12 protein-coding genes are annotated in these 13,977 nt (G+C 66.4%); 3 read left to right on the plus strand and 9 right to left on the minus strand.

Features of this window, described 5'->3' with window-relative positions:
- Window positions 1–4: 4 nt before the first annotated feature.
- The 3 genes from ACQR1L_RS01180 to ACQR1L_RS01190 are packed head-to-tail and all read right to left on the minus strand — an operon-like array spanning window position 5 to window position 2,714.
- Window positions 5–799, minus strand: coding sequence for an ABC transporter permease (locus tag ACQR1L_RS01180; RefSeq protein WP_434856099.1), 795 nt, complete (start codon window positions 797–799; stop codon window positions 5–7).
- Between the two features lie 5 nt (window positions 800–804).
- Window positions 805–1,662, minus strand: a complete 858-nt coding sequence (locus ACQR1L_RS01185; RefSeq protein WP_434856100.1) for an ABC transporter permease — start codon at window positions 1,660–1,662, stop codon at window positions 805–807.
- Window positions 1,659–2,714 (minus strand): ABC transporter ATP-binding protein, encoded by a 1,056-nt coding sequence (locus ACQR1L_RS01190; RefSeq protein ID WP_434856101.1) that lies wholly within the window; start codon window positions 2,712–2,714, stop codon window positions 1,659–1,661. The genes ACQR1L_RS01185 and ACQR1L_RS01190 overlap by 4 nt, the downstream gene beginning before the upstream one ends.
- Window positions 2,715–2,893: 179 nt before the next feature.
- Between ACQR1L_RS01190 and ACQR1L_RS01195 the strand changes: the two genes are divergently transcribed.
- Entirely contained in the window at window positions 2,894–3,715 is an 822-nt protein-coding gene (locus ACQR1L_RS01195) for an IclR family transcriptional regulator (protein WP_434856102.1), read from the plus strand.
- A 190-nt stretch (window positions 3,716–3,905) separates the two neighbouring features.
- On the opposite strand, the gene ACQR1L_RS01200 is transcribed toward ACQR1L_RS01195, so the two are convergent.
- From ACQR1L_RS01200 to ACQR1L_RS01225, 6 genes are all read right to left on the minus strand, one after another.
- On the minus strand, window positions 3,906–4,916 hold the full coding sequence (locus tag ACQR1L_RS01200; RefSeq protein ID WP_434856103.1) for a CobW family GTP-binding protein: 1,011 nt from the start codon (window positions 4,914–4,916) through the stop codon (window positions 3,906–3,908).
- Complete coding sequence (locus ACQR1L_RS01205; RefSeq protein ID WP_434856104.1) at window positions 4,913–6,520, minus strand: amidohydrolase family protein; 1,608 nt, start codon at window positions 6,518–6,520, stop codon at window positions 4,913–4,915. Before ACQR1L_RS01205 ends, ACQR1L_RS01200 begins: the two co-directional genes overlap by 4 nt.
- 258 nt (window positions 6,521–6,778) lie before the next feature.
- A complete protein-coding gene (locus tag ACQR1L_RS01210; RefSeq protein ID WP_434856105.1) occupies window positions 6,779–7,609 on the minus strand; it encodes an ABC transporter permease in 831 nt (276 codons plus the stop codon).
- A gap of 81 nt (window positions 7,610–7,690) precedes the next feature.
- Window positions 7,691–8,722 (minus strand): ABC transporter substrate-binding protein, encoded by a 1,032-nt coding sequence (locus tag ACQR1L_RS01215; RefSeq protein ID WP_434856106.1) that lies wholly within the window; start codon window positions 8,720–8,722, stop codon window positions 7,691–7,693.
- 30 nt (window positions 8,723–8,752) lie between these two features.
- A complete protein-coding gene (locus ACQR1L_RS01220; protein ID WP_434856107.1) occupies window positions 8,753–9,817 on the minus strand; it encodes an ABC transporter ATP-binding protein in 1,065 nt (354 codons plus the stop codon).
- Window positions 9,817–10,641 (minus strand): ABC transporter permease, encoded by an 825-nt coding sequence (locus tag ACQR1L_RS01225; RefSeq protein WP_434856108.1) that lies wholly within the window; start codon window positions 10,639–10,641, stop codon window positions 9,817–9,819. Before ACQR1L_RS01225 ends, ACQR1L_RS01220 begins: the two co-directional genes overlap by 1 nt.
- A 434-nt stretch (window positions 10,642–11,075) precedes the next feature.
- Between ACQR1L_RS01225 and ACQR1L_RS01230 the strand changes: the two genes are divergently transcribed.
- Window positions 11,076–11,966 (plus strand): ABC transporter substrate-binding protein, encoded by an 891-nt coding sequence (locus ACQR1L_RS01230; protein WP_434856109.1) that lies wholly within the window; start codon window positions 11,076–11,078, stop codon window positions 11,964–11,966.
- Between the two features lie 333 nt (window positions 11,967–12,299).
- The gene (locus tag ACQR1L_RS01235) at window positions 12,300–13,928 is read left to right on the plus strand and encodes an amino acid ABC transporter permease/ATP-binding protein (protein WP_434856110.1); all 1,629 of its coding nucleotides are present in this window, start codon (window positions 12,300–12,302) and stop codon (window positions 13,926–13,928) included.
- Window positions 13,929–13,977 lie beyond the last annotated feature (49 nt).

The following is a 13,977-nucleotide window of genomic DNA, read 5'->3' on the forward strand; positions in this document are numbered from 1 at the left end:
GGTGTCAGCCTTGGCCCACGAGAATCTTGTCGAGGCCGAAGATGCGGTCGAGCAGCAGCATCGCCGCCGCCGTCACCGCGATCATCAGCGCCGACACCGCCGCCATCATCGGATCGATCGACTCGGTCGCGTACATGTACATGCGGACCGGCAGAGTGATGGTGGCCGGCGAGGTGATGAAGATCGACATCGTGAGCTCGTCGAAGGAGTTGATGAAGGCGAGCAGCCAGCCGCCGGTGATGCCGGGCAGGATCATCGGCACGGTGATGCGGCGGAACACGATCCAGCTGGAGGCGCCGAGCGTCACGGCCGCCTGCTCGGCGCTGCGGTCGAGCCCGGAGAGCGCGGCCAGCACGAGGCGCAGCACGTAAGGGGTGATGACGACGATGTGGCCCGCCGTCAGCCAGACCAAACTGCCGGTGGCGCCGAGCAGTGCGAACAGCCGCAGCAGCGCGACGCCGAGCACCAGGTGCGGAATCATCAGCGGCGACAGGAACAGCGCGTTCAGCGCGGCGCGGCCGCGGAAGTCGTAGCGGTCGAGCGCGAGGCCCGCGGCCACCGCGAGCACCACCGCGATCGTCGCCGCAATCGCTGCGACCCACAGGCTGTTGAGGAACGAGGCGACGAAGTCCGGATGCGCGAACACGGCCGTGAACCAACGCAACGAAAATTGCGTCGTCGGCAGGGTCAGCGTGTTCGCGGGCGTGAACGCGACGAGACAGATCACGACCAGCGGCGCCAGCACGAAGCCGACGACGAGCGTGTGAAACAGCAAGGCGATCGGACCATTGCGGTGCATGCTGCTCACCCCAACGTCCGTCGCGCGCGGGCTTCGACCACGCGCTGATAGGCGAGCATGATGACGAGGTTGATGACCAGCACCAGGATCGCGATGGCCGCGCCGAGCGGCCAGTTCAGCTCGTGCATGTATTCGTCATAAACCAGGGTCGCCGCCATCTTCAGCCGGCGGCCGCCGAGCAGCGCGGGGATCGCGAAGGCCGAGGCCGAGAGGCCGAAGACGACGAGGCTGCCGGACAGCAACCCCATGGTGACCTGCGGCAGCACGACGCGGCGCAGCGCGGTGAAGCGCGAGGCGCCGAGCGTCCAGGCAGCAGCTTCCACCATCGGATCGAGCTTCTGCAGCGAGGTCCAGACCGGGATCACCATGAACGGCAGCATGACATGCACCAGCGCGATCACGATCGCGGTCTCGGTGTAGAGGATCTTGACAGTGCCGAGGCCGAGCGCGCGGAACGCCTCGTTGACGAGGCCTGTGGGGCCGAGCAGCATGCTCCAGCCGAAGGCGCGTACCACGACCGACACCAGGAGCGGGCCGATGATCGCGAGCAGGAAGATCGAGCGCCAGGGCTCGCGCATGCGCGACAGGATGTAGGCCTCGGGCGCGCCGATCACGGCGCAGATCAGGGTCGTCAACGCCGCGAGCCGCAAGGTGCGCCAGAAAATGTTGAGGAAGTAGCTGTCGGTCAGGATCGTCGCGTAGTGCGCCAGCGTCGTCTCATCCTTGACGCCGGTCGCCGTGTCGTAGACGTGGAACGACAGGATGAAGGTGAGCGCGAGCGGCACGACGACGAGCGCCGTAAACAGCAGCGCGCCGGGCGCGGCGAGCAGCCAGGGTGTCGTGCCGGCGCGCGCGCTGCTCATGCCGGCCGCGCTCCCTCGGGCTTGGCGGCCTTTGCGCTGGACTTGCTCCAATCCAGCCCGACCGGATCGCCCTCGCGCGCCGGCTCCTCGCCGGCATTGGGCAGGGAGACGCCGATCAGTCCGGCATCGGTCTCGATGCTGAAGAACCATGCGCTGCCGAGGAAGAAGCGCGCCTTGACACGGCCGTCGAGCACGCCGGCGCCGGGCGAAGTCAGCGCGATCTTCTCCGGCCGGATCGCCAGCACGGCGGCCGCGCCGTCGGCGAGACCGGCGCCGTCGCACGGCAGCACGCGGCCATTGATCTCGACCCCATGTTGTCGCCAGACGCCGGGCAGCCGGTTCATCTTGCCGACGAAGGAGGAGATGAACGGCGTCGCCGGACTCTCATAGAGCCGGTATGGCGCATCGACCTGCATGATGCGGCCCTGCTCCATCACGACGACACGGTCGCTCATCGACAGCGCCTCGCTCTGGTCGTGTGTCACCATGATGGTGGTGGTGCCGACGCGCTGCTGGATGCCGCGCAGTTCGAACTGCATCTCCTCGCGCAGCTTGGCATCGAGATTGGACAAGGGCTCGTCGAGCAGCAGCACCGGCGGATCGATCACCAGCGCGCGCGCCACCGCGACGCGCTGGCGCTGGCCGCCGGAGAGCTGGCGGGGATGGCGGTCAGCGAGCGCGGCGAGTTGCACCAGCGCCAGCGCCTGCCTAACACGCGTGTCGCGCTCGGCCCGCGGCACCTTGCGCATCTCGAGTCCGAAGGACACGTTCTGCGCCACCGTCATGTGCGGAAACAGCGCGTAGCTCTGGAAGACGATGCCGAGGCCGCGGCGGTCAGGCTTCTCATGCGTGATGTCGCGGCCGTCGAGCGTGATGCGGCCAGCGCTCGGCTCGACCAGGCCGGCGATCATCTGCAGCGTCGTGGTCTTGCCGCAGCCGGAGGGACCGAGCAGCGAGATGAACTCGCCCTTGGCGACATGGAGAGTGACGTCGCTGACCGCAGCGGCCTCGCCGTAGCGCTTCGTCAGACCGTCGAGCGTCAGGAAACCCATGAATCCTCGCGCGGGAGGCTCCCTGCCATTGCCCGGGAGAGTGGCCGCCCTGGGCGGATTTCACGTCGGACGGCGGCTCATCGTCAATCATGAATTCCGACATCCTGAATTTATCTCGTCTGAATTCTGCTATATGAAATCCTGAACCGCTTCTTCCTTCCCACTTTTTGCCAAGGCCGATGACGACCGCCGATACAGACACCACATCGAGCCTGCGACGGGCTTTGAGACTGCTGCGCGTGCTCGCCGAGGGCGATCCCGAGGGGCTGCGGCTGAAGGACATCGCCGAGGCCGCCGGCTGCAGCCAGCCGACCGCGCATCGTATGCTGCAGGACCTCGCCGCCGAAGGCTTCGCCGAGCAGGCCGCCGGCAAGCGCTATCGGCTGGCGCTCGATTTCTACGTGCTCGCCGCGCGCGCCGGCCAGGCCAGCGGCTTGCGCGAGGCGGCGCGGCCGGCGCTGCTGCGGCTGTCCGCGACCTTGAGCGACACGATCTTCCTGCTGGTGCGCAACGGCTTCGATGCGGTGTGCCTCGATCGCGTCGAGGGGCCGTTTCCGATCCGCTCCTTCACCGGCGACATCGGCGGCAAGGTGCCGCTCGGCCTCGGCCAGGGCAGCCTCGCCATCCTCGCCAATCTGCCCGAGGACGAGCAGGACGCGGTGATCCGCTTCAACATCCCCCGCCTGCTCGATCGCGGCTTCCTCGACGAAGCCTCGCTGCGCAGCGCGCTGGCGCAGGCGCGCATGCAGGGCTGGGTCAACACCAGCACCGGCCTCATTCCCGGCATGGCCGGCGTCGGCGTGCCCGTACTCGATGCGCAGGGGCGCGCGGTGGCGGCGCTCAGTGTCGGCACGTTGGCGGAGCGGCTGAATGCGGATCGGCTGCCGCATGTCGTGAAGATCCTGCAGAGCGAGGCGCAGGCGCTCGCCGGCAAGCTCAACCCGTTCGACATCGCGCTGCGCTATCCGTCGCGGAGCCTGAGCACGATCGGCGGGAGTTAGTTGCTTTGCATCCCCTAGCAACGTCATTCCGGGGCAAGGCCGCAGGCCTTGAACCCGGAATCCTGATATTGGCTTGCGTTCGTTTTCACCAACCTCGGGATTCCGGGTTCAATCGCGCACACGCAAGCGTGTGCACGATTGCCCCGGAATGACGGCGGGTGGCTTGGGACGGCGCTGTTGTTAGCAGCGCTCAGGTCACCCACTCCGCGCGAATGCCACGCGGCGCGTCTCTGCTCTCGGGCTCGCGCCACGAGAAGCTGAACAACCCTTTCGGCTCGACCTGCTCCAGTTCCGCGCGAACGATGTCGCGCGCGATCACGACGATGAAGGACGCCGGCGGATTGTCGGCCGTGAGTTGCCGCGGTGGCGAGAACACCGTGCCGACGCTCTCCACCAGCAGCGGCCGTGGCGCCTCGGGCACCTTCACCAGACCCTTGATGCGCAGCAGGCGCTCGCCGAGGCGGCCGGCGACATTGTCGAGCCAGCTGGCGAGATCGGCATACGCGATGTCGGTAAGCGGACGGACGAGGCAGAGCGCAAGGCGCGGATGCGCGGCTGCCAAAGCGGGCGCGATCTCGCGCAGCGGCGGTGCCGATGACAGCGGAGCAAAAGCGGCGGCGACGGCGACAACACGATTCGCATCGACGATGGCCTCGGCCACCGGATTGACCTGCGCGATCGCAACCGGCGCTCCAGTAAGCGCCTCCAGCGCGAGATCGGCCTTGGTCGCGACGATACGATGCGCCGCCGCCCATTGCGCCGCGGCTTCCTCGAACGTCGCAACCGCAAGCCCGCGGGTGAGATCGTAGGTCGCAACGACAGCGACGCGCATGCGGTGCTCGGCCAAGGTCGCGAGCTGGCGCAGCACCGGGCCGGGCATCGACAGGCCGGACGTTTCCAGGATGATCCTACGCAACGGCGGCAGGCCGTCTGGGCGCGGCGCCATGATCAGGCGGTCGATGGTGAAGGCGAGGTCGCTGCCGACCTGGCAGCAGACGCAGCCGTTCGACAGCATCGCCATCGGCACGTCGTCGCCGCTCTCGCGCAAGAGCACGCCGTCGAGCCCGACCTCGCCGGCCTCGTTGACGATGATCGCCGTGTCGGACGCCGTCTCGGCACTCAGCACGTCGCGCAGCAGCGTCGTCTTGCCCGAGCCGAGGAAGCCGGTGAGGACGAAGAAGTCGATCGTCGCGGCGCTCATGGCGCCGCGGCGTCCTTGGTGGCGTATTTCTCCGGCACGTCGCTCTCCCAGCTGGCCTTCACCAGCTCACGCACGTCGGCCAGCAGCTCCTCGGCGTCGTAGATGATGCCGTCCTTAATGGTGTATTTCAGGCCGCGATGCCATTCGACGGCGTTGGTCGCGTCGTTGAAGCGCATCGCGCCGGTACCGTAGAGCAGCTTGAAGTCCGTCAACGGATTGTGGTCGTGCACCAGCAGGTCGGCGCGCATCCCGACGTCGACGGTGCCGATCTCGTTCTCCAGCCCGCACAGCGCAGCCCCCTGCGAGGTCGCCGAGCGGAGCACCTCGAGCGGATGGAAGCCGGCCTCCTGCAGCAGCTCGAGCTCACGGACATAGCCGAAGCCGAAGATCTGGTAGATGAAGCCGGAATCCGAACCGGTGCAGACCCGGCCGCCGCGGTTCTTGTACTCGTTGATGAAGGCCATCCAGAGCCGGTAGTTCTCCTTCCACTCGATCTCGTTCTGGGTCGACCAGCGATACCAGTACGAGCCGTGGCCCCCCCGCTGCGGGGTGAAGTAGTCCCACATCGACTTCCAGGTATACTCCTTGTGCCAATAGGCCTGGCGCGCCCGCATCAGGTCGCGGTTGGCGTCGTAGATCGTGAAGGTCGGCACGAACGTAAAGCCGATTTCCAGAAACTGCTCCAGCACCTCGTTCCACTTGGCCGAGCCCGGCTCGGCGCCCTGCCTGAACATCTGGCCAGAGACGGAGAAGCGGAAATATTCATCCGTATAGTTGTAGTCGAGCGGGAAGTTCTGGATGACGCGGTCCTCGAACAGCGCCTCCGGCAGGCCGTAATAGTGCTCGGCGCTGGTCAGGCCCCATTTCGCGGTCGTCAGCGCATTCATGCGCGACACCGCCATCTGGGCGTGGTGGCAGCCGGTGCGCAGGCCGATCTGCTTGCACTCGTCGAGCGCGGCTTCCATGATCGCGGGCGGCGCGCCGAAGAACTTGATGCCGTCGGCGCCGCGCAGCTTGACCTGACGCAGCCACTCCCGTCCCTGCTCCGGCGTGTAGATGGTCTTGACCATGTCGTTGACGGCCGGGAAATAGGCATAGGCGAGCAGCCGCGGCGCGGCGATCGTATTGTTCTCGGCGCGCTCTTTCTGGTCGAGCATCCAGGACAGGCCGTTCATCGAGCCCATCTCGCGCACCGTGGTCACGCCATGCGCCAGCCAGAGCTTGTAGACATAGTCGACCGGTGGCACCCAGCCATTGGCGGAGTGATAGGCGACGCCGGCATGGGCGTGGCAGTCGACGAAGCCGGGCGTCACCCATTTGCCGCGGCAGTCGATCTCGTGATCGGCCGGCTCGCCGGTGTTGCCGGCATAGCCGTAGCCCACGACCTTCTTGATGCTGACGATGCGGCCATTCTCGACGATGATGTCCACCGGCCCGATCGGCGGCGCGCCGGTGCCGTCGATGACCGTGGCGCTGCGCAGCGCCAGCCGCTTAAACGGCCCGATGCCGCGATCCCGCGTCGTCGCCTTCGGCACGATCGGCGCCGCGCCCTTGTTCCGGATGAGGGCGAGCTCATCGCCCGGCAGTGTGGCTTGGTCGGTCATGCCGTTTCTATCCTTGTTATCCCGAACTACCAGCGAAGGAGACGGTACGCTCCCTCTCCCCGTCCTTCACGGGGCCGCGACGAGCTTCGCTCGCGCTGAGAGGGTTGGGGTGAGGGGCCGCCGCACGGGGAGTGTATGCGGTGAGACCTGTACCCCCTCACCCGGATTGCATCTGGCGATGCAATCCGACCTCTCCCCGCAAGCGGGGCGAGGTTGCACCGCGTCCGCGGCGAAGTCTTCGCCCCACTCAATTCGTACCTACCCCGTCCGATATTTCCGCGCGAATGCCACGCTGCCGAACACGGTGAACGCCATGGTCACCGCGAGCAGCATGAAGGCGAGCGCGGCGCCCATCGGCCAATTGTTGCCGCGCACGAACTGGTCGTACACCGCGGGCGCCATCATCTTGAATCGCGGGCCGCCGAGAAGCACCGCCGTTGCATAGGTGTTCATGCATAAAACGAACACCAGGATCGAGCCGGCGGCGACGCCCGGGCCGGACAGCGGCAGGATCACCCGCCAGAACACGCGCGCGCCGGAGGCGCCGAGATTGGCCGCGGCATACTCCAGGTCGCGCGGAATGCTCTCGATCACGGCCGACAGCGTCAGGATCATGTAGGGCAGCACCACCGCGATGATGCCGATGATGACCGCCTTGGTCGTGAACATGATTTCCAGCGGCGCCGAGATCACGCCGAGCTTCAGCAGGCTCGCGTTGACGAGGCCGTCACGCGCGAACAGCGCCATCCAGCCGGCGGAACGCACGACATTGCCGACCAGCAGCGGGAACAAGGTCGCGATCACGACCAGGCTCTTCCAGCGGCTTTCCATGCGGCCGAGCCAATAGGCGGCCGGAAACGCCAGGATCAGCGTGAGCAAGGTGCACAGCATGGAGATGCCGAGCGTCGCCAGGATGATCTGCTGGTAGTACGGGTCGGTCGCGGCCTTGATGTAATTGTCCGGCGACAGCGCCTGCACCATCAGCTGGGTCGGGCTGAACTGGTTGAGCGAGATCCGGAACATCAGGATCATCGGCCCGATCAGCAGCGCCAGGACCAGGAGACAGGCAGGGACGATCAGCAGCGCCATCGCGCGAGCTCCGATTGCAGATGAGCGGCGGATCGGCCGCGTGCTCCTGCGGCCGAGGCCGCAGGAGCGATGAGACAAGGCTCAGGCCTTGAACTCCTTGTTCCAGAAGTCGAGCGTGCGCTGCGAGCGTCCGGCGGCATAGGCATAGTCCGGCTTCAACAGCCGCGCGCGCTCGGCCTCGGTGAGGCTGACCTGCTTGGCGAGATCCTCCGGCAGCGGCGCGTCGGTGACGGTCGGGACATAGCCCATCTTGTCGGCGAACCCGCCCTGCGCCTTGGCGTCGAGCATCGCGTCGAGATAGGCGAAACCGCCGGCCTTGTTCTTGGCGTTCTTCGGCACCGAGGCCTGGAACACGATCGCCGGCGTGCCTTCCTTCGGCACGACATGGGCGAGCGGAATGCCGGACTTCTTCCACATGAAGCCGCGCGCGAGCCACATCGTGGTGATCCACACCTCTTCCGACTTCAGCGCAGCTGCCAGCGCCTCGTTCGACGGATAGATCTTCACGTCGAGCGAGCGCCATTCCATCAGCTTCTTCTCGGCCGGATCGAGATTGCTGACGCCGCCGCCGCCGGCGAGCGCCGCGGCCAGCGTGTTGTTCGGATAGAGGATGTCGGCAAGGCCGATCTTGCCGCGCCATTTGGGATCCCAGAGATCCGCGAAGGATTGCGGCGGCGTCTTCACCTGGTTGGTGTTGTAGAGGATGACCTGCGCCGAATAGATGTGCGGGATCGCGATCTCGCTCTTGAGCTCCGGGAAGACCTTGTCGAGCCGCTTCACCTGGGCCGCGTCGATCTTCTCGAACACGTCGGACTGCGAGACGATGTAGGCGTCATTGTCGGACAGGCAGGAGACGTCCATCGAGCCGCGCCGGCTCTGCCGCTCGGCGAGCAGCTTGGTCTTGCGCGGATCGGCGTTGGCGACGTCCTGCACGATCTCGAACCCCTTCGGCGTCATGATCGGCTTGTCGATGATATCGGACAGCAGCTGGCCGTAGTCGCCGCCCCAGGTGCCGACCACGACCTGCCCGCCCTCGGCGCGGGCGGTCGGCATGCCGGAGGCCAGCGCGGCGACACCGGCGCTGGCAGAGAGAAAATGACGTCGCGAAATCATGGGAGAACCTCTCGCTTGGGATGAACGTTTCTACTTGGATGTTTGCGGCACGAGACGCGGGACCTTGCGGTCCCATTGTAGCGACACGGCATCATTGGGCTTGAGCGCGGCCAACGGCTCTCCGGCATCGGGCGTCGGCCTCACCGCCACCAGCGTCTCGTCGCCGAGCGCCACCACATATTCGGTCTGCGCGCCCATATAGGTGATCGCCTGCACGCGGCCGCGCACCTCGCCGGAGTCGCCGGGCGCGATGCCGATCCGCTCCGGGCGCAAAGCGAAGGCGTCGGCATCGTCGCGCTCGCCCGCGATGACATCGACCGGAAGCAGCAGGCCGCCGCTGGTACGGAACTCGCTCTCATTCGCGCGGCGGCCAGTCAGGATGTTGCAGCGGCCGACGAAGTCGGCGACGAACGCATCGACCGGCGAATCATAGAGTTCTTGCGGCGTGCCGATCTGGCGCACGCGGCCGCCCTCCATGACGACGAGGCGGTCGGCCATCGTCAGCGCCTCCTCGCGGTCATGCGTCACCATCAGCGTGGTCAGGCCGAGCCGCTGCTGCAGCGCGCGGATCTCCAGCCGCACCTCGGCGCGCAGCTTGGCATCGAGGTTCGACAAGGGCTCGTCGAGCAGGAAGATGCGCGGATTGATCACCAGCGCGCGCGCCAGCGCCACGCGCTGCTGCTGTCCGCCGGACAATTGCCGCGGCAGCCGGTCGGCGAGATGCGACAGCCGCACCAGCTTCAGCGCCTCGTCGATCTTCGTCTTGCGCTCGGCCGCATTGAGGCCGCGCATCTCCAGGCCGAAGCCGACATTGCCGGCCGCGCTCATATGCGGAAACAGCGCGTAGGACTGGAACACCATGCCGGTGGCGCGCTTGTAGGCCGGTAGCTGCGTGACGTCCTCGCGGTCGAACAGCACGCGGCCGCTGGTCGGCGGCAGGAAGCCCGCGACCATGCGCAACGTCGTCGTCTTGCCGCAGCCGGACGGACCGAGCAGCGCGACCAGTTCGCCCTGGTTGACCGAGAGATCGAGGCCCTCGACGCCGATCGATGTGCCGAAGCGCTTGGTGAGCTTCTCCAGAATGAGCTGCGCCATCACACCACCCGCGACAGTTTGACGAAGCGGTCGGTGATCACCATCAGCAGCCCGACCAGCGTGATCTGCACGGTGGCGACGGCGGCGAGCGTCGGATCGATGCGAAATTCGAGATAGTTGAGCATGGCCACAGGAAGCGTGATCCGTCCGGGGCCGACCAGCAGCATCGACAGATCGAGATTTTCAAAACTCTGAATGAAGGAGAACATCGCGGCGGCGACGATCCCCGAGCGCATCATCGGCAGCGTGATGCGGCGGAACACGGTCAGCGGGCTGGCGCCGAGATTGGCGGCGGCCTCTTCGGCGGCACGGTCCAGCCCCTGCAGGCTGGCGACGACCAGCCGGACGGTCCACGGAATGGCCAGCAGCGTATGCGCCGCGACGAGGCCCTCCGTCGTCGCCTTGATGTCGCGGTCGAGCAGATCCTCGGCCAGCACGTAGAACATGTAGAGCCCGGAACCGGCGACCACGCCGGGCACCGCGAGCGGCGCCAGCAGGAACGATGACAGCGCCTGCCGGCCGCGGAATTCGCCGCGCACGATCGCGAGCGCAGCGGCGGTGCCGAGCGGCACGCCGATCGCGGTCGCGAGCAGCGCCACCTGGAAACTGGTGCCGAGGCCGCGCAAGAATTCCGGCTTGCTCAGCGCGTTCGCGTACCATTTCAGCGACAGCCCCGACGGCGGGAAGCTGACGATCTCCTGCGCGAAGAAGCTGGTCATCACGATCATGACGACCGGCGCGAAGATGATGGCGTAAGCGACGACGATCAGTGTCCGCACTGCGAATTGGCCAAAAGACAGTTGTCCCGTAAAACGGAACAGCATTGCAGACACCTCAACAAACAAAGGGGCAGGTTGCGCGGCGGCATCGTAGTCGGCAGCTCCGCCCCCGCCAAGCCCGCGAGGCGGCTTATCGCAATGCACATGTGCATGGACTGACGTCGTACGGTGCCGCGATCCTGACGCGCAAGTGGCCCGGCACTCCATCTGCGCGCTCATTGCGCCCAGCCATTTCCGATCTTCAGCACTCGGCGGCTGACCGACTATCCTGCCGGCCGGCGCCGCGGTCCATCGCAGCGGCGCGGTTTTGGGCAAAGGCTGCCCAATCCTTGCACCGGCGCGATGCAAGATTTTGTGCGCCCCCGGACAAGTCATCCGCGCGGGCGCGCACCTAAGCTTCGTCCCGAGCTTGGACCGGGGCGACGGCACCAATGCACCGCCGGACCAGCGCGACATCATCGTTCGAAGGAGCTGGCAACATGCAGACGAGGCTATTCACTGGAGCGCGACGCGCGTGGCTTGCCGCGCTCGGCGCCATCATCGCGATCGGGCTTCTCGCCCCCATCGACGCGCAGGCGGCGACGCCGGCGGGCTGCGCAGCGCTGAAGGAGAAATATCCGGACTGGAAGGGCAAGACGCTGGTCAACGCCATCAACCCGCATACGCCGGGCTATGAGTCGATCGACCCGAAGGATCCGAGCAAATATGTCGGCTTCGACATCGATCTCGGCGAAGCCATCGGCGACTGCCTCGGCTTCAAGCTGACCTACAAGGCGGTGACCTTCGCCGCTCTGCTGACGACGCTCGCGAGCGGCCAGGCCGACATCGTGATTTCCGACATCTATGCCACCAAGGAGCGCGCCAAGGCCGCCGACTTCATCACCTATTCCAAGGTGTTCGACGGCGTGCTGGTCGCCAAGGGCAATCCGAAGGGCATCAACGGCATCAACATGTCGATGTGCGGCGCGGCCGCGGCCGAGAACACCGGCTATGTCGAGGTGCCGCTGATCCAGGATCTCGCGCCGAAATGCAAGGAAGCCGGCAAGCCTGAGCCGACGATCCAGCTCTACGACAACAACGCCAACTGCATCCAGGCGATCCTGGCGGGCCGTGCCGACACCTATGTCAACGACGTCAACACCGTCGACCAGGCGGTGAAGGCCTATCCGGACAAGCTGGAGAAGGCGATCGCCGTGACCATCCCCTATTCGGTCGGCATCGCCGTGCCGAAGGACAAGCCGAAGTTCCGCGACGCCGTGCTGGCCGCCCTGATCGAGGTGCAGAAGGAAGGCATCCACCAGGAGCTGCTGAAGAAGTGGCAGCTCGATCCGGCGAACTTCAAGGAGCCGGACATCCTGACGGCGGACTAATAGGCATCTCCTGAGAGCAAGACTGCGTCGACACGCGGCGGTGCGCTCCCTCTCCCCGTCCTTCACGGGGAGAGGGTTGGGGTGAGGGGCAGCCGCACGGGAAGTGTTCCTCGTGAGACCTGTACCCCCTCACCCGGATTGCATCTAGCGATGCAATCCGACCTCTCCCCGCAAGCGGGGAGAGGTGAAGACCGCCGCTGCCGCACGACGCGACTCGTAGGGTGGGCAAAGCGAAGCGTGCCCACCGTCTTTCTTCCGCACCACCGCGGTGGGCACGGCGCGTCGCGCCTTTGCCCACCCTACGAATCTACGCACCTCGCAGGCCGACCGCTCATGTCCCTTTTCCTGCACTATCTCAGCATGCCGTACCTGCTGCAGGGCATCGAGCTGACTCTGCAGGTCACCGCGCTCGGCCTGGTCGGCGGACTGATCCTTGGCCTGGTCCTCGCCGCGATGCAGCTCAGCCGGTTCTGGCCACTGTCTGTGATCGCGCGCGGCTACACGGTGATCTTCCGCGGCACGCCGCTGATCCTGCAGATGGTGTTCGCCTACGATGCCCTGCCGCATATCGGCATCAAGCTGCCGGCGGTGCTGGCGGCCGGCCTTGCGCTCGCCTGCAACGAGGCGCCGTTCATTGCCGAGATGCTGCGCTCCGGCGTGCTCGGCGTCGATCGCGGCCAGTTGCTCGCGGGCCAGGCGCTCGGCATGACGCCGGGTGTGCTGATGCGCCGGATCATCGCGCCGCAGGCGATCCGCACCATGATCCCCGCCTTCGGCAACGAGGCGGTCAGCGCGCTGAAGAACTCCTCGCTCGCTTCCGTGATTGCCGTACAGGAGCTGACGCTGCGCTCGACGCAGCTCGCCTCCTCCACCTTCGATTTCTTCTCGATCTTCTTCGCCTCCGGCCTGCTGTATCTCGGCCTGACGGGCGCGATCAGCGTCATCCAGCTCGCGCTGGAACGGCTTTTTGATCTCGATCGCACGGCGAAGCAGCGCAAGCTTGCGGATTATCTGCCGTGGCGTCGCGTTGACCTCGCGACCAAGCTGGAGCTTGCGGACAAGACAGCGCCCGCCGTCGAGGCCGCTGCGCTCGAACCCGCGGAACTGAAGGAAACGCCGCCGCTTGCCCTCTCGATCGAGGACCGTGCGCGGCGCGCCGCGACGATCGCCCGCAACAACGTCGCCGTCGAAGTCAAGGATCTGCGCAAGGCCTATCACGGCAACAAGGTGCTCGACGGTCTCGATCTCACCGTCCGGATCGGCGAGGTGATCGCGCTGCTCGGTCCATCGGGCTCCGGCAAGAGCACCCTGCTCCGCTGCATCAATCATCTGGAGAACTGGGATGCCGGCGAGATCCGTGTCGGCGGCCGCAAGCTCGGTTTCGACGACAAGGACCGCAAGCTGTCGCCACGCGCGGTCGCCAATGAGCGCGCCAATGTCGGCGTCGGCATGGTGTTCCAGCAGTTCAATCTGTTCGCGCATCTCACCGCCAAGGAGAACATCGCCGGTCCCTTGCGCTGGGTGCACGGTCTCGGCCGTTTCGAGGCGGAGCGGCGTGCCCTGGAGCTGCTGGAGCGCGTGGGTCTCTCGCATCGCGCCGATGCGCTGCCAAGGCATTTGTCCGGAGGTCAGCAGCAGCGCGTCGCGATTGCGCGTGCGCTGGCGCCGAACCCGAGCGTGCTGCTCTTGGACGAGCCGACCTCGGCGCTCGATCCCGAACTGGTCAACGAGGTTCTGGAGGTGATCCGGCGCCTGGCCATCGACGACGGGCTGACCATGATCATCTCGACGCACCAGATCCGCTTCGCCGACGAGGTCGCCGACCGCGTCGCCTTCCTCAATGGCGGAATCATCCTCGAACAGGGACCGGCGCACGAGGTGCTGACCAATCCGCGCCATCCGCTGACCGCGCGCTTCCTCTCGGTGATGGAGGCCGAGCGGCCGAAGGACGCGGTCGCATGAGATTGTTGTTCCCAGCGAGCACGCGGCCATCCTTCGAGACGCCCGCCTG

The organism is Bradyrhizobium sp. HKCCYLR20261, from assembly GCF_051168435.1.
Taxonomy (GTDB): domain Bacteria; phylum Pseudomonadota; class Alphaproteobacteria; order Rhizobiales; family Xanthobacteraceae; genus Bradyrhizobium.

What these genes read in the sequence shown, in the direction of transcription:
- ACQR1L_RS01235 (WP_434856110.1), top strand. Translation starts at nt 12,300, where the DNA reads ATGTCCCTTTTCCTGCACTATCTCAGCATGCCGTACCTGCTGCAGGGC.
- ACQR1L_RS01210 (WP_434856105.1), bottom strand. Translation starts at nt 7,609, where the DNA reads ATGGCGCTGCTGATCGTCCCTGCCTGTCTCCTGGTCCTGGCGCTGCTG.
- ACQR1L_RS01200 (WP_434856103.1), bottom strand. Translation starts at nt 4,916, where the DNA reads ATGAGCGCCGCGACGATCGACTTCTTCGTCCTCACCGGCTTCCTCGGC.
- ACQR1L_RS01205 (WP_434856104.1), bottom strand. Translation starts at nt 6,520, where the DNA reads ATGACCGACCAAGCCACACTGCCGGGCGATGAGCTCGCCCTCATCCGG.
- ACQR1L_RS01185 (WP_434856100.1), bottom strand. Translation starts at nt 1,662, where the DNA reads ATGAGCAGCGCGCGCGCCGGCACGACACCCTGGCTGCTCGCCGCGCCC.
- ACQR1L_RS01180 (WP_434856099.1), bottom strand. Translation starts at nt 799, where the DNA reads ATGCACCGCAATGGTCCGATCGCCTTGCTGTTTCACACGCTCGTCGTC.
- ACQR1L_RS01230 (WP_434856109.1), top strand. Translation starts at nt 11,076, where the DNA reads ATGCAGACGAGGCTATTCACTGGAGCGCGACGCGCGTGGCTTGCCGCG.
- ACQR1L_RS01190 (WP_434856101.1), bottom strand. Translation starts at nt 2,714, where the DNA reads ATGGGTTTCCTGACGCTCGACGGTCTGACGAAGCGCTACGGCGAGGCC.
- ACQR1L_RS01215 (WP_434856106.1), bottom strand. Translation starts at nt 8,722, where the DNA reads ATGATTTCGCGACGTCATTTTCTCTCTGCCAGCGCCGGTGTCGCCGCG.
- ACQR1L_RS01195 (WP_434856102.1), top strand. Translation starts at nt 2,894, where the DNA reads ATGACGACCGCCGATACAGACACCACATCGAGCCTGCGACGGGCTTTG.
- ACQR1L_RS01225 (WP_434856108.1), bottom strand. Translation starts at nt 10,641, where the DNA reads ATGCTGTTCCGTTTTACGGGACAACTGTCTTTTGGCCAATTCGCAGTG.
- ACQR1L_RS01220 (WP_434856107.1), bottom strand. Translation starts at nt 9,817, where the DNA reads ATGGCGCAGCTCATTCTGGAGAAGCTCACCAAGCGCTTCGGCACATCG.